Annotated in this window: 21 protein-coding genes and 1 riboswitch; of the genes, 11 read left to right on the forward strand and 10 right to left on the reverse strand. The window is 75.3% G+C overall.

Annotation, left to right across the window (positions count from 1 at the left end):
* Nucleotides 1-279: 279 nt before the first annotated feature.
* The 5 genes from EDD39_RS21020 to EDD39_RS21040 all read right to left on the reverse strand — a co-directional run bounded on the left by EDD39_RS21020 (nucleotide 280) and on the right by EDD39_RS21040 (nucleotide 4,331).
* Nucleotides 280-834 carry a GNAT family N-acetyltransferase gene (locus tag EDD39_RS21020; protein ID WP_123558222.1) on the reverse strand — a complete coding sequence of 185 codons (555 nt, stop codon included), beginning with the start codon at nucleotides 832-834 and terminating at the stop codon, nucleotides 280-282.
* A 61-nt stretch (nucleotides 835-895) separates the two neighbouring features.
* Complete coding sequence (locus tag EDD39_RS21025) at nucleotides 896-2,263, reverse strand: DUF5685 family protein (RefSeq protein ID WP_123558224.1); 1,368 nt, start codon at nucleotides 2,261-2,263, stop codon at nucleotides 896-898.
* Nucleotides 2,264-2,377: 114 nt separating this feature from the next.
* The gene (locus EDD39_RS21030) at nucleotides 2,378-2,758 is read right to left on the reverse strand and encodes a DUF6188 family protein (RefSeq protein ID WP_123558226.1); all 381 of its coding nucleotides are present in this window, start codon (nucleotides 2,756-2,758) and stop codon (nucleotides 2,378-2,380) included.
* 137 nt (nucleotides 2,759-2,895) lie between these two features.
* Entirely contained in the window at nucleotides 2,896-3,972 is a 1,077-nt protein-coding gene (locus tag EDD39_RS21035) for an NUDIX hydrolase (RefSeq protein ID WP_148089486.1), read from the reverse strand.
* A gap of 170 nt (nucleotides 3,973-4,142) precedes the next feature.
* Nucleotides 4,143-4,331, reverse strand: a complete 189-nt coding sequence (locus tag EDD39_RS21040) for a YegP family protein (RefSeq protein ID WP_123558230.1) — start codon at nucleotides 4,329-4,331, stop codon at nucleotides 4,143-4,145.
* A 299-nt stretch (nucleotides 4,332-4,630) separates the two neighbouring features.
* Here EDD39_RS21040 and EDD39_RS21045 point away from each other — a divergent pair, with 299 nt between their 5' ends.
* The 6 genes from EDD39_RS21045 (at nucleotide 4,631) to EDD39_RS21070 (ending at nucleotide 13,076) form a co-directional block, all read left to right on the forward strand.
* On the forward strand, nucleotides 4,631-5,620 hold the full coding sequence (locus EDD39_RS21045; RefSeq protein WP_123558232.1) for an alpha/beta hydrolase: 990 nt from the start codon (nucleotides 4,631-4,633) through the stop codon (nucleotides 5,618-5,620).
* Between the two features lie 11 nt (nucleotides 5,621-5,631).
* Nucleotides 5,632-7,134, forward strand: coding sequence for a DUF8189 domain-containing protein (locus EDD39_RS21050; RefSeq protein WP_123558234.1), 1,503 nt, complete (start codon nucleotides 5,632-5,634; stop codon nucleotides 7,132-7,134).
* An 11-nt stretch (nucleotides 7,135-7,145) separates the two neighbouring features.
* Nucleotides 7,146-8,615, forward strand: a complete 1,470-nt coding sequence (locus EDD39_RS21055) for a DUF8189 domain-containing protein (RefSeq protein ID WP_244256869.1) — start codon at nucleotides 7,146-7,148, stop codon at nucleotides 8,613-8,615.
* 30 nt (nucleotides 8,616-8,645) lie between these two features.
* Nucleotides 8,646-10,691, forward strand: a complete 2,046-nt coding sequence (locus tag EDD39_RS21060; RefSeq protein ID WP_123558237.1) for a DUF8189 domain-containing protein — start codon at nucleotides 8,646-8,648, stop codon at nucleotides 10,689-10,691.
* Between the two features lie 138 nt (nucleotides 10,692-10,829).
* Nucleotides 10,830-11,594 carry a serine/threonine protein kinase gene (locus tag EDD39_RS21065; protein WP_208765550.1) on the forward strand — a complete coding sequence of 255 codons (765 nt, stop codon included), beginning with the start codon at nucleotides 10,830-10,832 and terminating at the stop codon, nucleotides 11,592-11,594.
* Nucleotides 11,595-11,606: 12 nt separating this feature from the next.
* On the forward strand, nucleotides 11,607-13,076 hold the full coding sequence (locus EDD39_RS21070) for a serine/threonine-protein kinase (protein WP_123558239.1): 1,470 nt from the start codon (nucleotides 11,607-11,609) through the stop codon (nucleotides 13,074-13,076).
* A 16-nt stretch (nucleotides 13,077-13,092) separates the two neighbouring features.
* On the opposite strand, the gene EDD39_RS21075 is transcribed toward EDD39_RS21070, so the two are convergent.
* A complete protein-coding gene (locus EDD39_RS21075; RefSeq protein ID WP_244256872.1) occupies nucleotides 13,093-13,656 on the reverse strand; it encodes a histidine phosphatase family protein in 564 nt (187 codons plus the stop codon).
* 266 nt (nucleotides 13,657-13,922) lie between these two features.
* On the opposite strand from EDD39_RS21075, the gene EDD39_RS21080 reads away from it, so the two are divergent.
* Together EDD39_RS21080 and EDD39_RS21085 are read left to right on the forward strand one after the other, a co-directional pair.
* Entirely contained in the window at nucleotides 13,923-14,141 is a 219-nt protein-coding gene (locus tag EDD39_RS21080; protein ID WP_123558243.1) for a CbtB domain-containing protein, read from the forward strand.
* 33 nt (nucleotides 14,142-14,174) lie between these two features.
* Nucleotides 14,175-14,924, forward strand: coding sequence for a CbtA family protein (locus EDD39_RS21085; RefSeq protein WP_123558245.1), 750 nt, complete (start codon nucleotides 14,175-14,177; stop codon nucleotides 14,922-14,924).
* 221 nt (nucleotides 14,925-15,145) lie between these two features.
* A riboswitch (cobalamin riboswitch) is annotated at nucleotides 15,146-15,311 on the reverse strand.
* A 42-nt stretch (nucleotides 15,312-15,353) separates the two neighbouring features.
* Here the strand turns inward: EDD39_RS21085 and cobF are convergent.
* From cobF to EDD39_RS21105, 3 genes are all read right to left on the reverse strand, one after another.
* Nucleotides 15,354-16,115 carry a precorrin-6A synthase (deacetylating) gene (gene cobF, locus EDD39_RS21090; protein ID WP_123558247.1) on the reverse strand — a complete coding sequence of 254 codons (762 nt, stop codon included), beginning with the start codon at nucleotides 16,113-16,115 and terminating at the stop codon, nucleotides 15,354-15,356.
* Between the two features lie 309 nt (nucleotides 16,116-16,424).
* Nucleotides 16,425-16,823, reverse strand: a complete 399-nt coding sequence (locus EDD39_RS21100) for a DUF6924 domain-containing protein (RefSeq protein ID WP_123558251.1) — start codon at nucleotides 16,821-16,823, stop codon at nucleotides 16,425-16,427.
* 21 nt (nucleotides 16,824-16,844) lie between these two features.
* The gene (locus EDD39_RS21105) at nucleotides 16,845-17,171 is read right to left on the reverse strand and encodes a DUF1330 domain-containing protein (protein ID WP_123558254.1); all 327 of its coding nucleotides are present in this window, start codon (nucleotides 17,169-17,171) and stop codon (nucleotides 16,845-16,847) included.
* 336 nt (nucleotides 17,172-17,507) lie between these two features.
* On the opposite strand from EDD39_RS21105, the gene EDD39_RS21110 reads away from it, so the two are divergent.
* Together EDD39_RS21110 and EDD39_RS21115 are read left to right on the forward strand one after the other, a co-directional pair.
* Nucleotides 17,508-18,122, forward strand: coding sequence for a DUF3152 domain-containing protein (locus EDD39_RS21110; protein WP_279638396.1), 615 nt, complete (start codon nucleotides 17,508-17,510; stop codon nucleotides 18,120-18,122).
* Between the two features lie 99 nt (nucleotides 18,123-18,221).
* Nucleotides 18,222-19,517 carry a M20 metallopeptidase family protein gene (locus EDD39_RS21115; RefSeq protein WP_123558258.1) on the forward strand — a complete coding sequence of 432 codons (1,296 nt, stop codon included), beginning with the start codon at nucleotides 18,222-18,224 and terminating at the stop codon, nucleotides 19,515-19,517.
* A gap of 21 nt (nucleotides 19,518-19,538) precedes the next feature.
* Here EDD39_RS21115 and EDD39_RS21120 read toward each other — a convergent pair whose 3' ends face one another.
* The gene (locus tag EDD39_RS21120; protein WP_123558269.1) at nucleotides 19,539-20,345 is read right to left on the reverse strand and encodes a phosphotransferase; all 807 of its coding nucleotides are present in this window, start codon (nucleotides 20,343-20,345) and stop codon (nucleotides 19,539-19,541) included.
* A gap of 151 nt (nucleotides 20,346-20,496) precedes the next feature.
* On the opposite strand from EDD39_RS21120, the gene EDD39_RS21125 reads away from it, so the two are divergent.
* Complete coding sequence (locus tag EDD39_RS21125; RefSeq protein WP_123558271.1) at nucleotides 20,497-20,745, forward strand: hypothetical protein; 249 nt, start codon at nucleotides 20,497-20,499, stop codon at nucleotides 20,743-20,745.
* The last annotated feature ends 60 nt before the right edge of the window (nucleotides 20,746-20,805 follow it).

Consider the following 20,805-nt stretch of genomic DNA (forward strand, 5'->3'; position numbering starts at 1 on the left):
GGGCCGCGCCGACGGCGCCGCCCCGCACGGGCCGGCCTCCGCCGACGCTGCCGCCGCCGTCGCCGTTCCCCCACTCGCCACGACGGACCCGCACCCGGCGACCGCCCCGACCGCCGCAACCGCGACCACGACGCCCGCACCCACCCGAACCGCCCGCATCCGCACCATCTCCCGAGTCGACCACGAACCGTCCACCCGGGCTGTGACCCGCCTCACATCCCCTGCAACAGCCCTGCAACGACCGGCCGGTGACGGCCGGACACGGCACGGCCGGCCGGCTCAGAACGGCAACGAGCGCAGCCGGGCCGGGCCGCCCTCCGGCCAGCGCGCCCCCGGCACCAGACCGAGCCACATCGCCCCGAGCGCCACGGCCACCGGCCCCTCCGGCTGATCGGCCGTCACCGGGTCGGGCAGCGCCGTCCACCCGAGGTGCGCGTACAGCGGGGCCCGGTCGGGCAGGCAGAACAGCATCGCGTACTCCAGGCCGTCGGCCCGCGCCGCGTCCAGCGCCGCCCCGACGACGGCCCGCGCCAGCCCGTGCCCGCGCCAGTGCGGCGACACCAGCACCCCGCCGATCCCCGCCACCTCGAACCGCCGCCCGCCGACCTCGACCGGCGCCACCACGAACCCGGAGTGCGCCACCAGCCGCCCGTCCCGGTGCACCCCGAAGTGCCGGTCCTTCGGCCGCCAGACACCCCCCACCGACGCCACCTCGAACGGGTCCTCCGCCTCGCCCAACTCCTGGAGCGCCGGCCAGCCGCTCCACGCCGCCGCCGCCAACTCCGCCGCCGCGGTGAACCCCTGCGATTCCGTCAACTCCGTCGACTCCGTCATCGTCCCGCTCCCGTATTCCGTTCCGTGGCCCAGCGGCGCTGCCCGCCCCGCGTCCCGCGGGTCAGGCACAGGCGCCGCAGCAGGCGAGGCACTCGCAGGCGCCGCCGCACGCGCCGCAGCACTCGGTGTCCGTCGAGGAGCAGTTGCGGTCGCAGAAGCTGTCGCGGCGCTCCCGGGTGAACGGGTGGTCGTGCGTGCAGCACAGCAACTGGCACGTGCAGGCCATGGTCAGCCAGGCCGCACAGCCGAGGACCGGCCCGCGCGGCTTCTTCTTCGGCTGCCCACCCTCCGCCGGCTGCTGCGGCCCCCCGGGACCACCCGGCCCGCCCGACCCGCCGTAGCCCCCCGGACCGCCGTGGCCCCCCGGACCGTCCTGGCCGCCGGCCCCGCCCGGAGCGCCCGGGACGCCGTAGCCCTCCGCCGGGCCGAAGCTGCCGGAAGCGCCGTGGCCCAGGACCCGGGGAGGCTGCCGGCGGCCCCCGGAATCCGGCGCCGAGGCCCGCGGATCGCCCCCGGCACCCGTGCTCGCACTCGCACTCGCACTCGCGTCGGTGTCGGCGCAGGCGTGGTGATGGTGCCGGTGCCCGAAGACCCGGTCGACGGCCTCGCTCGTCTCGTGCGCGAGCAGCCGGTGGACCAGGGCCCGGTCGGTGAACTCGACCTCGTTCAGGGCGAGTCGGATGCCGTGCACGGCGTCCCGGCACAGCCGTTCGGCCTCGGCCTGGGTGGTGCCGGTGACGGTGAGCGGGTTCCACGCCCCGCGCGTCTCGTCCTCCGCCCGGTCCTCGGCGGCGTCCAGCAGGTGCGCCAGGCGCCCGAACAGCCGTCCGGCCTCGGCGAGCGCCTCCGCATTGCCGGGACGGCCCGCCAGCACGGCGGTGTGGGCGAACGCCGCCGCCGTGGCCTCCTCCGTCGGCGCCGTCGCCAGCAGCAGCGACCCGCCCGCGCTCACCGCGGACTCGGCGGCCTCCTGCCGTCCGGCCGCCGCCAGCAGCACACCCGTGTCGAAACCCACCGCGGCCGCACTGCCGGCGCTCTGCCGGTCCCAGCGCCGGGTGACCCGCCGCGCCCCGGCCGCGACCGAACGCCGGGCGAAGACACCGTCCCCGTCCACCACGTGGTCACGCATCTTCACCGACGCCAGCGCCAACGACACCGCCGCCGCCAACCTGGCCCCCTCACCCCGCGCCACCGCAGCCGTCCGCATCCCCCGCAACGGACACGGCCCAGCCGTCCGCCGCTCCCCGGACCCCGAGGACTGCGCCTCCACCAGAACGGAGATCACCAGCCCGTCGTAGTTGGTCGCCGTCCGCGCCAACTGCCCGTGATCGTCGCGCAACGCCAGACACAACCCGCACAGGTGCGCCATCCACGACGCGTGCAACCCCTCCGACAGCCGATGCCGACACGGCCTGATGATTCCGAACACGCCCCGCCCCTTCCCCCGTCCAACCCTGCCGATCGGCCGTCATCCTAATGACGTCAGGTCCGGGCCGGAGGATCCCCGCTTCCCCGAATTCGGCTTCACCGGGCCGCTGGTGGGTCAGGGGGTGGCGGTGCCGTTCGGGCCGCCGGTGTGCAGGGGGCCGGTGGGGGAGGAGAGTTGCCAGGGGTGGGGCGGGCCGCCGGGGGCCGGGTCGGGGGCGACGGCGAGGAGGTGGCCGGTGTCGAAGGTGAGTTCGAGACCGCCCGCGGGGGTGACCGTCGCGGTGGTGATGACGGCGTCGGCGAGGTGGCGGAGGGTGCCGGAGGGGGGCAGGCCGAGGGCGGGGTAGAAGTGTTCGACCTCGGTGCCGTGCCGCAGCCGGAAGTCGTTCCGGACGGTCAGCAGCAGTCCGTCGTCCAGGCGCAGCAGCAGCCGGTCGCCGCCGTCGAGCGCCCGCACCGTACGGCCGTCCAGTTCGGACCCGAGCGACTGTCCCACCCCGCACCTCCCGATCTTCCCGAAACGGGCCGGGCCGCGCCCCGCACCGGCGGGCACCGTCCCGACCTGCTCATTCATACCCGGCCGGGGCCCCGGTATCCGCCGCGAACCGCCGAGGGGAACCGGGCCCGGGGTGTTCAGGCAGTGGTGGCCGGGGGCGCGCCGTCCACCAGTTCGGCCGGCCCGGCGGTCGGTGGCAGGGCGCGGACGGCCAGGCAGGCGGCCAGGCGCCGGGCCCGGGGCGGGGTGAGCACCCGGGCGGCCTCGGCGGGGGTGAACAGCCGCCACTCGGCGATCTCCTCCTCCTGGACGCGGACGTCCGCGAGCAGTTCGGGGCCCGCCGTCCCGCCGTCGTAGACCAGCGACAGGTGCGGCAGGTCGTCCCACGGGTGGCCGCCCACCCAGTCGACGGCCAGCAGCCGTCCGGGTTCGCGCCGCCAGCCCAGCTCCTCCAGCGCCTCCCGCCGGGCGGCCGCCCGGGGCAGCTCCCGGTCGGCCTCGACGGACCCGCCGGGCAGCACCCACGGCGACTCGTCCCGCCACGGCGTCAGGCGCACCAGCAGCACCCGCCCGTCCGGGGCGGTGAACAGCATCCGGGCCTTGGCCCGGACCCGCGGGCGGGTCGCGTAGTACGTCTGCTTGTCCATCGGCGGGGGCGGCGCGGCGAGCCCGGCGCCCGGCGGCAGCAGGCCCTCCAGCGCGGCCGCGCCGAGGTACGCGGGGGCCGGGCGCGGCGGCAGGTGCAGGGTGGAGTGGCCGACCGGCAGACCGTCGGCGAGCTCCAGCGGCGCGGCCGCGCGCGGGGCCAGCACGCAGGCGCCCATCCGGCGCGACAGCAGCGGCGGGACGGCGGACAGCAGCAGGTCGGGCGGCAGGTGGACGATCGCGTCCAGCTCGGCGGCCTCCAGCCGGACGGCCGCGGCCTGCTCCGGGGTCAGCGGGTCGGCCCAGTACAGGAACGCGGCGATCGGCGGCCGGTCGTGGTCCCGCGACCAGTCCAGGCAGGCGAGTTCGCGCAGCACGGGCGTGACGCCCAGCTCCTCGCGGATCTCCCGGACGGCGGTGTGCCGGGGCGACGGGTCGGCGGGCTCCCAGCCGCCGCCGGGCACCGCGATGGGGTGCTTGGCCCGGTAGGAGGTCCGCACCACCAGCACCCGGCCGTCCCGGTCGGGGAACAGCACCCCCGCCGCCGCCATGATCTCCCGTCCGCTCACCGCAACCCCCTCGCTCCTGTCCGGCCGTCCCCGGTCAGCATGCCCCGTGCCGCCCCCGCCGCGCCGGAACGGTTGCGAGCCCGTGACGGACCGACAACTCGGTCGTCACGGGCTCGCGGTCCCGGCCCGCCGCGGTCCACCCCACGGTCCCGGCCGGTGCGGCTCCGTGGTCAGGCGTGGGCCGGCGTCTCCAGCAGCTGCGCGTACGGCGCCAGCTTGCGGATCGACTCGATGCTCTTCAGGCACTGCTCGCGGGACTCCTCCGGCTCGCCGGTCACCACGACCGAACCGTTGCTCGCCTTGAGGCGGAAGCGGTGGTTGCCCGACTCGTCCACGTACAGCTCGAACTTCCCAGCCATGGAAATGCACACCTCTCGCTCGGATGACCCCCGGCAGCCAACGTAGGGTCAACTCCCTCTCCCCGCCTCCCGGCTGTGCCAATCGAGTACCCGGCCGGACCCGCGGCGGGACCGCCGGCGGTGCGGGCGGTGCGGGCGGGCCCCGGTCGGTCCCGGGCCTTAGCGGCGGCGGGGCCGCCTGTCAGTCCGGATGGTTCCGGATTCCGGGCCGCACGGCGGGTGGCTAGCGTCCCAAGCGCTCGGTTCCCGGGCGGTCCGGGTCCGAACGGGCCGCCGCCACGTGCTCCCAGGAGGCCGCATTGACCGCGAACCACCCCACTCGTAGGAGTCTGCTCAAGTCGGCCGGCGGGCTCGGTGCCGCGCTGGCGCTGGGCACCGCGGGCTCGTTGGCGTCGGCGGGGTCCGCGGCGGCGGCCGGCGACGGGTTCGGCCTGAGCATCGTGGAGCGCAACGAGGGCGACCCGCGGATGTGGTACTACCGCTTCCGGACCTCGGCGATCGGCTGGAACCCCGGCGTGAACGTGCTGCTGCCGGACGACTACCACTGGAGCGGCCGCACCTACCCGGTGCTGTACCTGTTCCACGGCGGCGGCACCGACCAGGACTTCATCACCTTCGACCGGCTGGGCATCCGGGACTGGACCGCCGGCAAGCCGGTCATCGTGGTGATGCCGGACGGCGGCCACGCCGGCTGGTACTCCAACCCGGTCAGCTCCAACGTGGGCCCGCGGAACTGGGAGGAGTTCCACATCAACCAGCTGCTGCCGTGGGTCGAGGCCAACTTCCGCACCTTCGCCGAGTACGACGGCCGCGCGGTGTCCGGGTTCTCGATGGGCGGCTTCGGCGCGCTCAAGTACGCCGCCAAGTACTACGGGCACTTCGCCTCGGTCAGCGCCCACTCGGGCCCGGCCAGCCTGCGCCGCGACGGCGGCCTGGTCGCGCACTGGGCGAACGCCTCGTCCGCCGCCCTCGACCTGAACGGCGGCACGATCTACGGCGCGCCGCTCTGGGACGAGGCGCGGGTGAGTGCCGACAACCCGGTGCAGCGGATCGAGAGCTACCGCAACAAGCGGGTCTTCCTGGTGGCGGGCACCAGCCCCGACCCGGTGGACTGGTTCAGCAGCGTCAACGAGCCGCAGGTGCTGGCCGGGCAGCGCGAGTTCCGCTCCCTGCTCGACCAGGCCGGCATCCCGCACGACTCGCACGAGGTGCCCGGCGGCCACTGGGTCCGGCCCGACCTGATGCAGCTCGACCTCGACGGCATCATCGACCGGCTGCGCAAGGCGTGAGGGGCGCCGCGGTGTTCTCCTCCCTCTCCCGCCGCGCCCCGTACCTGGCGCTGGCCGCGGCCGCCGCGCTGCTGCCGCTCACCGGACCGGCCGCCCCCGCCGCCGCTGCCGGGTTCCCGGCGTCCTGCCCGGCCGCCGGGTTCATCTCCCAGGGCTACACCGACGAGCACAACGGCATCGACATCGCCAACGACTACGGGACCCCGATCCACGCGGTCGGCGACGGCGAGGTGGTGGCCTCCGGCCCGGCCCAGGGCTACGGCCAGTGGATCCGCGTCCTGCACCCGGACGGGACCATCACCGAGTACGGACACATGTACGAACGGGACGTGGCCGTCGGCGACCACGTGACGGCCGGTCAGCAGATCGCGCTGATGGGCAGCGAGGGCACCTCCAGCGGCCCGCACCTGCACCTGCGGGTCTGGGCCGACCCGAACGCGACCGTACGCACCGACCCGGTGCCGTACCTCGCCGAGCGCGGCGTCCCGGTGCCCTGCATCCCGGGATCCGGCCCCGGTCCGGCGCCGTTGGTGCATCCGGCGCAGTCGGGTCGGGTGGTGTCGGCGCGGTCGGCGGACGGGCGGTTGGAGGTGTTCGCGGCCGGGGCGAACGGGATCTCGCACGCCTGGCAGACCACGGCGAGCGGCGCGTGGTCGGACTGGGAGACGCTCGGCGGTCCGGGCGGGGCGGAGCTCGCGATCGCGCCGAACGCGGACGGGCGCCTGGAGGTGTTCGCCCTCAACGGCAGTACCTTGCAACACCGTTACCAGCTCCAGCCCTCCGGCGGCTGGTCCGGTTGGGAGTCCTTCGGTGGTGGCGGCCACGACCTCGCGGTCGGCTCCAACCAGGACGGCCGGATCGAGGTGTTCGCCTCCGGACCGGTCGGCGTCTTCCACAAGTACCAGACCAGCCCGAACAGTTGGTCCGACTGGGAGCCCACCGGAGGCGGTCCCGCCGACAGCGAGATCGCGCTCGGCAAGGCCCCGGACGGGCGCCTGGAGGTGTTCGCCCTCAACGGCAGCACCTTCCAGCACCAGTGGCAGACCGGCGTGAACGGCGGCTGGTCCGCCTGGGAGACCTTCGGCGGCGGCGGCCGCGACCTCACCGTCGACCACAACCAGGACGGACGCCTGGAGGTCTTCGCGTCCGGACCGGTCGGCGTCTTCCACAAGTACCAGACCAGCCCGAACAGTTGGTCCGACTGGGAGCCCACCGGCGGCCCCGCCGACTCCCGGCTCACCAGCCAGCCGACCGCGGACGGGCGGGTCGAGGTGTTCGCCATCAACGGCAGCACCGCGCAGCACATCTGGCAGACCGGTCTGAACGCCCCCTACAACCAGTGGGAGACCTTCGGCAGCGGCGGCACCGAGGTGGTCGCGGCGGCCAACGCGGACGGGCGGATCGAGGTCTTCGGGACCAGCAGTGCCGGTGTCTTCCACAAGTGGCAGACCGGATTCTCCACCTGGTCCGACTGGGCCTGGCTCAACACCACCGCCGGACCCGCCGTCAATTGAGGAGCCATCACGTGACCAGAACGCAGGGTGCCCGCCGGGTGCCCCTCCGGATCCTGCTGTCCGCGCTCGCCTCGCTGGGCGTGACGGCGGGCCTGCTGGCCGGTGCCACGCCCGTGCCGGCCGCCACCGGCAGTGATTTGTGTGCCGAGGTCGGCTACCAGGCGGGTTTCCGGGGCGATGCCCTGGTGACCGCGATCGCCGTCGGCCTCGCCGAGTCCAGTTGCGACCCGCACGCGTCCAACGTCCAGAACAACACGCCGCCGTCCACCGACCGCGGCCTGTGGGAGATCAACGACTACTGGCACCCCGAGGTCAGCGACGCCTGCGCCTACGACGCCCAGTGCAACGCCGACGCGGCCTTCCGCATCTCCAACGGCGGCACCGACTGGCAGCCCTGGTCGACCTACAACCAGGGCGCGCACCTGCGCTGGATGGGCGAGGCGCGGGACGCCGTGGACCGGCTCGGTCACCACGATCCCGGTCCGGCGCCGTTGGTGTATCCGGCGCAGTCGGGTCGGGTGGTGTCGGCGCGGTCGGCGGACGGGCGGTTGGAGGTGTTCGCGGCCGGGGCGAACGGGATCTCGCACGCCTGGCAGACCACGGCGAGCGGCGCGTGGTCGGACTGGGAGACGCTCGGCGGTCCGGGCGGGGCGGAGCTCGCGATCGCGCCGAACGCGGACGGCCGACTGGAGGTGTTCGCCCTCAACGGCACTACTTTGCAACACCGTTACCAGCTCCAGCCGTCCGGCGGCTGGTCCGGTTGGGAGTCCTTCGGTGGTGGCGGTCATGACCTCGCGGTCGGCTCCAACCAGGACGGTCGGATCGAGGTGTTCGCCTCCGGACCGGTCGGCGTCTTCCACAAGTACCAGGCCGCGCCGAACGGCGGCTGGTCGGACTGGGAGTCCACGGGTGGCGGTCCCGCCGACAGTGAGATCGCGCTCGGGAAGGCTCCGGACGGGCGGTTGGAGGTGTTCGCCCTCAACGGCAGCACCTTCCAGCACATTTGGCAGACGGGGGTGAACGGCGGCTGGTCCGCCTGGGAGACCTTCGGCGGTGGCGGTCGTGACCTCACGGTCGACCACAACCAGGACGGCCGTCTGGAGGTCTTCGCGTCCGGACCGGTCGGCGTGTTCCACAAGTACCAGACCAGCCCCACCGGTTGGTCCGACTGGGAGCCCACCGGAGGACCGGCCGACTCCCGGCTCACCAGCGAGCGCGCCCCGGACGGGCGGGTCGAGGTGTTCGCCATCAACGGCAGCACCGCGCAGCACATCTGGCAGACCGGTCTGAACGCCCCCTACAACCAGTGGGAGACCTTCGGCAGCGGCGGCACCGAGGTCGTCGCCACCGCCAACGCGGACGGGCGGATCGAGGTCTTCGGGACCAGCAACGCGGGTGTCTTCCACAAGTGGCAGACCGGATTCTCCACCTGGTCCGACTGGGCCTGGCTCAACACCACCGCCGGACCCGCCGTCGGCTGACCGTACCGGCAACCCTCCTGGAGCGCAGTCATGTCCCCGATCAGCAGGCGCGGACTGCTGCGGGCGGCCGGAGCGGGAGCACTCGTGCTCCCGCTCGCGGGCCGTCCCGCCACCGCGGCCCCCGCCGTCGCCGTCGATGCCGCCGAGCCCCACCTGTGGGTCGGCGCCGGGCCGTTCGGCCAGGTCTACGACCCGTCCACCGTGCGCGGCCGCTACCTCAACGACCACACGCTGGTCCGGACGGGCGGGCGTTGGCACCTGTTCGGCATCGTCGGGGACAGCGCGCCGCCCGGGCAGGCGCCCGACAGTTCCGCCGAGGTGTCGTTCGCGCACGCCTCGGCGCCCGACCCGTCCGGCCCGTGGACCGGGCACCCGGACGCGTTGACGGTCGATCCCTCGTACTTCGGGGAGGAGCACCTGTGGGCCCCGCACGTCGTCGAGTCGAACGGCGTCCACTGGATGTTCTACGCGGCGGGCGGGCGCGCCGGGGCGGCGATCAACGCCGCGACCTCCACCGACCTGTCCACCTGGACCCGGCTGCCGTCCGGGCCGCTGTTCCGCGGCAACGCCGCCCGCGACCCGATGGTGCTGCGGATCGGCGCCGAGTGGGTGATGTACTACACCGAACTGGCGGCCGCCGACGGCCGGCACCAGGTCTGCTACCGGCGCTCCGCCGACCTGCTGGCCTGGGGAGCCCCGGGCGTGGCCTTCGCCGACGCGGCGACCGCCGCGGACGGCGTGTCGGTCACCGAGTCGCCGTTCGTGGTGGCCCGGGACGGCTGGTACTACCTGTTCCTCGGGCCGCGGAACGGGTACGAGGGCACCGACGTCCTCGCCTCCCGGGACCCGTTCCGCTTCACCCTCGACGGCTGGGCCGGCCACGTGCCGGGCCACGCGGTGGAGGCGGTCACCGACGGGCAGCAGTGGTGGGCGAGCGCCGCGGGCTGGTTCCGGCACGGCCTGTACCTGGCCCCGCTGCGCTGGCAGCCCGCCCCGCCGCCCTGGCAGAGCCCGGACAACCCGGTCGCCGCCCTGGACGCGCGGGGCCTGCTGAACGTCTTCGCCCTGGACGCGGCCGACCGGTCGGTGCTGCGCCGGGTCCAGCTCGACCCGGCCGCCGACACCTGGTCGGACTGGGAGGCGTTCGGCGGCCCGGCCGGCGCGGTGCCGGTGCTGGGCCGCGACACCGACGGCCGGTTGGAGGTGTTCTCGCTCGCCCCCGGCGGCACCGGGCTGGACCACCGCGTCCAGCGGGCCGACGGCTCCTGGTCGGACTGGGAGGCGTTCGGCGGCCCGGCCGGCGCCGCCCCCGCCGTCGCCCGGAACGCCGACGGCCGACTGGAGGTCTTCGCGCCCGCCCCCGGCGGCGCGCTGGTCGCCCGCCGCCGCCAGCGCTCGCCCGGCTCGCCCGACTGGGAGGACTGGGACGCGGGGTTCGGCGGCCCGGTGGGCGCACCGCCGGTGGTCGCCGCCAACGCCGACGGCCGGTTGGAGGTGTTCGTGCTCGCGCCCGGCGGCGCGGCGCTGCTGCACCGCTGGCAGACCTCGCCCGGCGGCGCCTGGTCCGGCTGGGAGCGCTTCGGCACGCCCGCGGGCGGCGCGCCGCGGGTGGCCCGGGACGGCACCGGCCGCCTGAACGTCACCGCGGTCGCCCCGTCCGGCACGGCGGCCTTCCACCGCCGCCAGTCGGTGCCCAGCGGGGGCTGGGACGACTGGCAGCCGCTGCTCGGCTGGTCCACCGCCGCCCCGCTGACGGTCGCCGGAGCGGACGGCCGACTGGAGGCGTTCACGCTCGCCCCCGGCGGCGAACGGCTGTCCCACCGCTGGCAGTCGGCGCTCGCGGGAGCCTGGGCGCCGGACGGGGTGCTCGGCGAGGACTTCGGCGAACCCGGCCCGGCCGCCGCCCCGCCCACGGCCGTCGCCGACCCGACCGGGCGGCTGCACGTCTTCGCGGTGGCCGGGGACGGCCGGCTGCGCACCCGGGTCCAGGACCGGCCCGGCGGCGGCTGGCGGCCGTGGACCGCCTTCGGCGACCGCCCGGTGGCACCGCTGCCCACGGGGACGCCGTTGCCCTGACCGCAACTCCCGCCCGCTCCCCCCACACCTTGTCACGTGACCTACACCACACGGTGGTTGTCATGCTCAAAGGGGTAGCGTTCGTCCGTCGGGCAACGGTCGGAACGGGGGAGCGGTGCGGCGCGGGACGGGGGAGCGGTGAGCGGGATCGTCGTCCACCTGCCGGAGGGCAACGGCGACGACGCCGTGACCCTGCGGCTCGGTCCGGGGGAGCGGGCGCGGTTCGGCCGCGGCTCGGCCGGCACGCCGGTGGAGCTCCGCCTCGGCGACGAGACGGTCTCCCGGCTGGCCGGTGAGATCCACGCGATCGACGACCACTGGCAGTTGAGCAACCTCAGCAACACCCACGCCTACCTGGTGGAGAACCCGGAGGGCGCCGGAGAGTACCTGCGGGTGCCGCCGCGGCGGGTCGGCGCGCCGATCCCGTTCGAGTTCTCCCGGGTGGTGCTGCCCTCACGGCGCGAAACCCCGCTCTCCTTCCAGGTGTTCGCGCCCGACCACGTCTACCTGGACCCGCACACCCTCGGCGGCTCCGGCGCCAGCCGCACCATGACGGCGTACTCGATGGACGAGACCGCCACCTACTTCCTGGTCCTGGTCGCGCTCTGCGAACCCTGGCTGCGCGACCGCTCGCCCGCCGCCGTGCCCACCACCCCGCAGGTGGTCGCCCGGCTGCACGGACACCCCGCCTGCGCCCGGCTCACCGCCCGCGCGGTCAGCTCGCACCTGGACTACCTGGCCGACGAGAAGCTCCGCATCGACCTGCCCGACGGCGCGGGCCGGGCCGACCGCCGCCACGGCAAGCGCGAGGCCGTCGTCGGCCTCGCCCTGAAGTTCGGCATCGTCCGCGAGGAGCACCTCGCGCTCCTGCCGCACCCCGAACCCGCCGGGCCCGGACGGTAGGGAGACGTGCCGATGGTGCCCCACCCGGACTTCGGCGAGGATCGCGAGGACCTGCTGCCGCCCGGCCACCGGGTCGGCGGCTGGACCGTCACCGGGCCCATCGGCGAAGGCGGCTGGGCGACCGTCTACGCCGCCCGCCGAACCGGGGCGGCCGACGGCTCGGACGGCTCGGACGGTGCGGCGGGCGCCGACGCGGACGACACGGTCGCGCTCAAGGTGCTGCCGACCGCCGGGCTCGCCCCCCGCCAGGCCCGCCGGGTCGCCGAAACCGCCCGGCGGGAAGCCGAGTTGGCCCGCACCGCGCCGCACCCCCGGCTGGTCCGGTTGCTCGACACCCTCGTCCTGTCCGCCCCCGACCACCCGGTGCTCGACGGCGCGATCGTCCTGGTGATGGAACGCGCCCGGTGCACCCTGCGCGACCTGCTCGTTGCCGACCTGCCCGGCACCGGCCCGACCGGCAGCGACCTGCCCGGCACCGGCCCGTCCGGCAGGGGCCCGTCCGGCAGCGGCCCGTCCGGCAGCGGTCCGGACGAGGACCGGGGCGGCCGGATCGTGGCCGGGATCTGCGAGGGCCTGGCCCACCTGCACCGCTCCGGTTGGGCCCACGGCGACCTGAAACCCGAGAACGTCCTCATCGGCGAGGACGGCGAGGTCCGGCTCTCCGACTTCGGCCTCGCCATCGAACTCACCGGCACCCACGGCTACTCCGCCCCGCTGGGCACCCCCGACTACCTCCCGCCCGAACGCCGGAGGGAACCGCTCGGCGAACACGGCGTCAAGGTCCGGACGACCGCCGACATCTGGGCGCTCGGCATCGTGATCCACGAGGTGTTCGCCGCGGGCGTCCCGCCGTTCCCCGGCGCCACCCCCACCGCCCGCAGCGCCGCCGCCCAGCAGTACGCCGAAGGCCGCGCCGCGCTGCGGCTGGACCCCGGCATCCCCCCGTTCTGGCGGGCCCTGGCCGCCGACTGCCTCGCCACCACCCACGCCGCCCGCGCCCCGCACACCGCCGAGAGCCTGCTCGCCCGGATCCGCGCCCACCACTCCGGCCCCGGCCCCGGCCCCGGCCGCCGCCCGCGCTCCCGTCCCGTCCTGCTCGTCCTCGCCGCCGTCCTCGCGGCCGCCACCGCCGTCGCGGCCGCCCTCTGGCCGCCCCCGGACCGGCCCGCCCGGCCCGGCCGCCTGCAGGTCTTCAACGCCGAACGCGGCTGCCAGGACCGCACCGACCGCGACCCCCGGTGCAGTCTCGGCCTCGCCGTCGACCCGATGCGCCCGTACACCACCGAGAACGTCATCGCCACCCGGGTCTGGCACGACGACGTCCTCGACGCCGACTGCCAGCTCCGCGACGGCCTCCCCGTCATCAACGAGGAGGACGTCGCCTCCACCCTCTGGTACCGGATCCGCCTCCCCGGAACCGTCACCGGCTGGCTCCCGGCCGTCCGCACCAAGGACCGCCCCGCCCTCCCCGACTGCCCCTGACCGCCGGCGCGCTGCGCTACGTCGGCTGACGGGGCGTCAGGGGTGCGCCGCAGCGCAGGTTCCAGCGTGCCGCGCGGCCGCTCAGCGAGGTGGCGGTGAGCGGGGCGGCGTCCAGCCGCCAGAACGCGGCGGGCGGCAGGGCCAGCGCGTGCACCACGGCGGCCCGGACGACGGCCGGTTCGGCGACGGCGAGCAGGCGGCCGGCGTCGGCGGGCAGGGCGTCCAGCCAGGTGCCGACCCGGGCCAGCAGGGCGGTGACGCACTCGCCGCCGGGCGGGGCGAAGTCCGGGTCGGACAGCCAGGCGCTGATCGACTGCGGTGCGGACGCGGCGAGTTCGGTGAGGCGGCGGCCGCGCCAGCTGCCCGCGTCCAGATCGCCGAGGGCGGCCTCGACCCGGGCCCCGGGCAGGCCCAGCGCCCCGGCGGTCTGCCGGCAGCGCGCGGACGGCCCGGTCAGTACGAGGTCGGCCCGGGGTGCGGCCAGGGCGCGGGCCGGGTCCAGTTCGGCGTCCGTCAGCGGCAGGTCGTCCCCGAACCGGGCCTCGCGCAGCTCCGTCCCGAGCGCCGGTGCGACCAACATCACCCGGACCGACACGGGCCCTCCCCTCCACGGATCATTCGTCCACGTCCTGGCGGTGCGGCGTGCCGCGCCCCTGGCGGGGCCCGCCCGGGAACGGTACCTTCTCGGCGAACAACCTCATATCAACGACGGTACGCGGAAGTCCGGTGAGAACCCGGCACGGTCGCGCCACTGTGAACCCCGGCCACGGGGAAGTCAGACCCGCCTCCGTCGTTTCCTGCTCCACACGACCGGGACGCGAGTTCCCGCAAGGAGGTCACCCGGCCATGGCTCACCCCATCGCGCCCGCCGCCGTCACCACGCCGGCCATCACCCCCCTCTCCGTCAGGGCCGTCGCCCCCTGGGCGCTGTTCTTCGGCGTCCTGCTGCTCGCCGTGCTCTACTTCGTCGGCGCCGAACAGGGCGCCACCTCGCTGATCTCCGGCGAGAGCGTGCACGAGTGGGTGCACGACGGCCGCCACCTGCTCGGCTTCCCCTGCCACTGACCCGCCCGGCAGAAGAAGCGAGCACCTGAACACATGAACTCCCACACCGTCAGGAACCTCCTGGTCCGCGGCATGCTCGCCGGACTCGGCGCGGGCGTCCTCGCCCTGGTCGTCGCCTACCTGCTGGGCGAGCCCCGCATCGACGCGGCGATCGCCTTCGAGGAGGGCCACAGCCACGAGCACGGCGAGGAACTCGTCAGCCGCACCCTGCAGTCCACCGCGGGCCTGGCCACCGGCATCCTGCTCTACGGCCTCGCCCTGGGCGGCATCGCCGCCCTCGCGTACTGCTTCGCGCTCGGCCGCACCGGCCGCCTCGGCCCCCGGGCCACCGCCCTGCTGCTCTCCGGCGCCGCCCTGGTCGCCGTCTACCTCGTCCCCTTCCTCAAGTACCCGGCCAACCCGCCGTCCGTCGGCGACCCCGACACCATCGGCCACCGCACCGCCCTGTACTTCCTGATGATGCTGCTCAGCGTGCTGCTCGCGGTCGCCGCGACCGTGGCCGGCAAGCAGCTCGCCCCGCGCCTGGGCAACTGGAACGCCACCCTGGCCGCCGCGCTCGGCTACGCCGCGCTGATCGGCCTCGGGTACGTCCTGCTGCCCGCGATCAACGAAGTCCCCGCGGACTTCTCCGCCACCCTGCTCTGGCAGTTCCGCACCGCGGCCCTGGCCATCCAGCTCACCCTCTGGCTGTCCTTCGGCCTGCTCTTCGGCCACCTCGCCGAACGCCTGCTGCTCCCCAAGCCCGTCCGGACGCCCGCCACGGCCGTTACCGCCGCCAACTAGCAACCTCCCAGGGCCGGTTCGCGCCCCGCGCGGGGTACGGACCGGCCCTGGGGCGTGCGGTCAGTCGGTCCGCTGGTCCTGCAGCTGCGCGCGCAGGGTGCGGGCGGCGGTGACCAGGCTGCCGATCGAGGCCCGGGTCTGCGGCCCGCCCGTTGTCCGTGCCGGCCCGCCCTCGAGGTCACCGGCTACCGGGCGCGAACGGGTCGCACCCGGGCACGGGCAGGACTTCGGACTCGCGGGCGCACCCGGGGAGTTGACGCCTCCCGGGCACCTACTGGCCGTCGCTTCCCAGGCGCGTCCGGACCCAGTGCGTATGACGGCGGTCGTTCCCGCTCACCGCTGCGGGGCAGTCCCGGACCGGCCACCAAAGGCGTCACCGGGTTCCCTCTTACGACGCCCCGCCTGGTGGACGGGGCGGGCGGGAGTCGGTCAGTCGTCGGTGCGGCGCAGCAGGTAGCTGTCCATGATCCAGCCCTTGCGCTCGCGCGCTTCCCGCCTCAACTCGGCGATCTCGTCGGCGAGTTCGGCCAGCGGTCCGGAGACCAGGATCTCGTCCCCGGTGCCCAGGTAGGCGCCGTAGTGGATGTGCACGCCCGCGGGGTCGATCTCGGCGAACGCGCCCTGCCCGTCCAGCATCACCACCGCGTCCTCCGAGCCCGGTCCGAAGCCCTCGGCGGCCAGCCGCCGCCCGGTGGTGATCCGCACCGGACGCGCGGTGCGGGTCAGCGTGGTGCGGTGCCGGGCCGCCAGCACCGAGACGCTGCTGATGCCGGGGACGACCGTGTACCCGAACTCCGTCCGGCCGCGCGCCAGGATCCGGTCCAGCACGGCGGTCACGCTGTCGTACAGCGCCGGGTCGCCCCACACCAGCAGCGCGCCCGTCCCGCCGTCCGGCACCTGCTCGGCCACCGCCCGCTCCACCAGGTCGGCCCGCCGCTCCCGCCACTCCTCCACCGCCTCCGCGTACGCGGCCGCGCCGCGGTCCCGGGCCGGGTCGACCAGCTCGACCACCCGGTGCCCGGGGCGGCCGTGCTCGGCGATCATGTCCCGCCGCAGCCGCATCAGGTCCTGCCGCTCGGCGGGCTTGTCCAGCAGCAGGAACACGTCGGCGCGGCCGAACGCCTTGACCGCCTCCAGGGTGAGGTGGTTGGGGTCGCCCGCGCCGATGCCGATGACGAGAAGAGTGCGCATACCCGCGATTGTCCCCCCTGCCGACCCCGCCCCGCCGTCAGGGGGCGGGACCGTGGCGGCGGATCGGCCGAGCAACTCCGCCTCGACCATCCGGGACGGCAGCGCCGGCGCGGCGCACAGCGGCTCCTTGTACTCGTCGTACACGGCGCGGGCGATCGCCTCGACGGTGTGCGGGCCGATCAGGTCGGCCGGAACCCCTGTACCCGGCGGCCCGAACCGCCTGCTCCAACGCCTCTACGCCGCCCACGTCCCCGACACCGGCTCCGCCGCCGGTTCCGCCGCCGGTCCCGGGTAGGGCCCGGGCGGCCCTCAGGAGTCGAAGACGCCGTCGGGACCGGCGCCCGCGATCGCGGCGAGCTCCTGGAAGTCCATGTTCCCGAGCACCAGGTTCACGTGCACTCCCGGCACGGCGGCCGGAGCGACACGGAACTCGCGGACCGGCGGCGGAGAGTCGGCCAACTCCCGGTAGTACACCGGGTCGAGATCCCCGTCCTCCTCCTCGTCGGCGAGGTCGAGGGCGAGCAGGGCGTGCCGGACGGAGCCCATGGCGGTGCCGTCGGCGACGAAGACCACGTCGAGGTACTCGTCCCGCGCCGCCGGGGCGACCACCGCCCCGGCCGTCGCCCCGGCCCACGCCGGGTCGTCGACCAGGTGGACCTCGTCCCGGGCGTCCCCGCCCTCCCCTCGCGCCGGCGAAAGCTCCGCCACCAGGCCCCGCCGGGACCGGGGTCAGTGCTTGAGCGAGTCCGCGCCGCGGTAGCCGGACGGGACGCCCTCGATGAGGACGATGTCGGCGACCATGTGCCGGGTGCGCAGCGGCAGGATCTCCCGGTAGGCGGGCGAGTCCCACCAGGCGCGGGCCCGCGCGTAGTCGGGGAACTCGATGACGATCGTGCCGCTCTGGCCCCAACTGCCCTCCACGGTCTCGGACTTGCCGCCGTGGACGATGAACCGTCCGCCGAAGGGGTCCAGGGTGGCGTCGATGCGCTCGAGGTACTCGACGATGTCGGGGCCGAACTCCACCGAGTGGACCTGGGCCAGTGCGTAGGCGGTCATCTGCTGCTCCCGTGGAGTGTCGTGGGGTGTTCCGGTTGACGTCTCCGACGGTAGGCGGCGAGGGCGGGCGGGCGAATCAGTCACGTATCGGCAGACCCGCGCGCCCGCACCGGTCGCACCGGCGTCCCCGCTCGCTCGCGTCCGCGTCCGCCCCTGTTGATCATCTGTTGATCGGCGGCTGGCAGAGTGGGGTCCGGACCGGAACCCGTCCGGTGACCCCCGTCAGCAAACGTCAGAAAGCCGCTGCTCCACGATGCTCCGACACCTCAAGCCGAAACCGGCGCTCGCCGTCCTGCTCGCCCTGGCGGTGGCCGCCGCCCTGGCCGTCTGGCACCCGTGGCGGCGCCCGGCCGCACCGGCGGCTTCCGCGCCGATGGCGTTCACCACGGCGGGCGGCGGCACGGAGCCGGCCGGTACCGGGGGAAGGCGTACCGGTACAAGGTGCGGGCGGAGGACGGGCTGGCCGAGCGGCCCGAGCAGTTCGCGGCCGAGGTGGACGCGGTGCTCGCCGACGTCCGCCGCGGCTGGTCCGCCGACGGCACCCGCACCTTCCAGCGGGTCTCCGCGGACCCGGTCGACTTCACCGTCTACCTGGCCACGCCCGCCTCCACCGACCGGATCTGCGGCCAGTACGGCCTGGACACCGGCGGCGAGGTCAACTGCGGCGCGGGCCACCAGGTCGTGATCAACGTCAAGCGGTGGACCGACCTCACCGAGTCCTACCGCGGCCGCCCCCAGGAGTACCACGCGCTGGCGGTCAACCACGAGGTCGGCCACGTCCTCGGCTTCGGCCACGTCGACTGCCCCGGCCCCGGCCTGCCCGCCCCCGTGATGCAGCAGCAGATCTTCGGCCTGCACGGCTGCCTGCCCAACGCCTGGCCCTTCTCCGACACCGGCACCCTCCTCACCGGCCCGCCCGTCCCCACGCCCCCGCCGACGCAGCAGCCCTGACCCGGCCCGGCAGGCGCGCTGACGCCCCGTCGGGGCGGGGGCGTCGTACGCTCGAGTCCGGAAAAAGCAGCGGGGGGACACCGAGACCGGAGGACGCCCGTGGACGCGACGACCCTGTACGCCGAGTTGGACCGCCGCAGTGCGGACGTCGCCGAGCAGGTGACCGCCTGGCGCCGCCACCTGCACCAGCACCCCGAACTGTCCAACCGCGAACGGGCCACGGCCGCGCTGGTCGCCGAGCACCTGCGGGCGCTCGGCCTGGACGAGGTGCGCACCGGCATCGCCGGGCACGGCGTGGTCGGGGTGCTGCGCGGCGGGCGGCCCGGCGAGCGGGTGGTGGCACTGCGGGCCGACACCGACGCGCTGCCGGTGGCCGACCTGTGCGGCACCGGCTTCGCCTCCTCGGCCGTCGACCACGACTACCCCGGCGGCCCGTTCCCGGTCTCGCACGCCTGCGGCCACGACGGGCACACCGCGATGCTGCTCGGCGCCGCCACCGTCCTCGCCGGGGTGCGCGGACAACTGCCCGGCACCGTGCTGTTCGTGTTCCAGCCGGCCGAGGAGGGCCCGCCCGTCACCGAGACCGGCGGGGCCCGGCAGATGCTCGCCGAGGGCGCCCTCGCCGACCCCGCACCCACCATGGTCTTCGGCCTGCACCTCACCCCGCACCCCAAGGGCCACGTCGGCTACCGGGTCGGCAACCAGTACGCCGCGTCCTGCCTGGTCAAGATCACCGTGACCGGCCGCCAGGTGCACGGCTCCACCCCCTGGCAGGGCGTCGACCCGATGCCGCCCGCCGCCGCGATCGTCACCGGCATCGGCCAGCTCTACCGCCAGCTCGACGCCTACCACCCCGTCACCGTCACCATCGGCCACCTCGAGGACATCGGCCGCTTCAACATCATCGGCGAGCACGTCACCCTCTGGGGCACCGTCCGCTGCGCCGTCGAGACCGACATGCCCGACGTCCAGCAGCGCCTGACCCGCCTCGCCGAACACACCGCCGAGGCCCACGGCTGCACCGCCACCGTCGAGCACCTCCAGGACGTGCCCGCCGTCCACAACCGCCGGGAGTGGCTGGACGCCGCCCTGCCCACGCTGCGCCGGGTGGTCGGCGAGGACCGCGTCCTGGAGACCGGCGCGACCCTCGGCTACGACGACGTCTCCGAGTTCGTCAACGCCCACGGCGGCCTGTACCTCATGCTCGGCGCCCAGGACACCGAACTCGACCCCGCCGGGAACCCCGTCCCCACCCCCGGCGGCCGCGGCCTCGTGCCCAACCACAACCCGCACTTCTACCTCGACGACGACACCCTGCCCACCGGCGTCCGCCTGCACGCCCACCTCACCGTCGACCACCTCACCGGCCGCCTGCTCCCGGCGGAGCCCCGGTGAAGTCCCGGTGACCCTCCCCGCTCACCCGCGCAACGCCCGTTCCAGCAGCGGGCGTCGTCCGGCCAGCCAGGACTGCAGCCGGTCCCAGCGGGTCCAGCCGCCGTACGCGGCGAAGTAGGAGACGAACGCGGGGTCCCCGGCGGCGACCCGGCGGGCGACGAAGGCGCGGCAGACGGCGGTGGCCTGTTCGAGGGTGGTGGGGAGGGCCAGGCGGTCGGCGGGGGAGAGGCCGTAGGCGGCGGCGAACAAGCGCAGGCGGTGCGGGAGTTCGAGGTGGGCGCGGGCGGATTCGGCGGCGGTGGCCGGGTCGAGCACCGGGACCCAGTAGCGGGCGGTCAGGGCGACGTCCCAGAGCGGGCGGCCGGGGGCGGCGAAGTCGAAGTCGATCAGGGCGGCGGCCCGGCCGGAGCGGAACACCACGTTCTCCGGGCAGACGTCGTTGTGGCAGAGCAGCGGGCCGCCCTCCGGGTCGGCGAAGTCGGCCGGCCAGGGCGCCGCCGGGTCGAACGGGGTGCGGGCGCTCGCCGCGTGCCAGCGCCGCAGCAGGCGGGCCACCGAGACCAGTGCGTCGTCGCTCAGCGCCCAGGCCGGGTAGGGCGGCAGGGCGACGTCCCCGGGCAGGAACTCCAGCCGCTCCCGTCCGTCCGCGACCGGGCCCGCCGGCAGCGGTGCGCCGGGGAAACCGCCCGCCCGGAGGCCGGTCAGGAAGGCGTGCAGGGCTCCGGCGTGCGCGGGGGCGGGCCGCTCCACGGTGCTGCCGTACCGCCGCACCGCGCCCGCGTTGGCCAGGCCGCCCGGCAGCAGCTCCCCCGACTCTCCGTCGTCCACGGTCGGTTCCTCCTCGGAGCGGAGCGGAGCGGGGCGGGGCGGCGCAAGGCAAGGCCGGACGGCTGCGAGGGTACTCGGGCTGCCGGGGGCGCCGACCGGCGGGATACGCGGGATACTCGAACTGACGCCGAACTCCGCGGAGGTGAGAGCGATGCCCGCGACCGCTGCCGAAACGCCCCGGCCCAATCCGGTTCGCCGACTGGCCGCCTGGCTGACCGCCAAGCACAACTCCTCGCTGGTCTTCCTGCTCGCCCTGTCACTGGGCCTGGGCCTGGTCGCCCCGCAGGTGGGCCAACTCTGGTTGCTGATCGTGTTCTCGGTGGTGTGGGGCGTCACCATCGTCGCGTTCGTCACCCAGTTCGCCGGCCGCCACGAGCACGCCCACCCGCACCACGCCTGAGCCGGCGGTACCGGCCGCGCCCGGGCCCGGGCCCGGCGCCCTCCCGCGCCGGGCCCCCGC

The sequence above is a fragment of the Kitasatospora cineracea genome (genome assembly GCF_003751605.1).
Lineage (GTDB): Bacteria > Actinomycetota > Actinomycetes > Streptomycetales > Streptomycetaceae > Kitasatospora > Kitasatospora cineracea.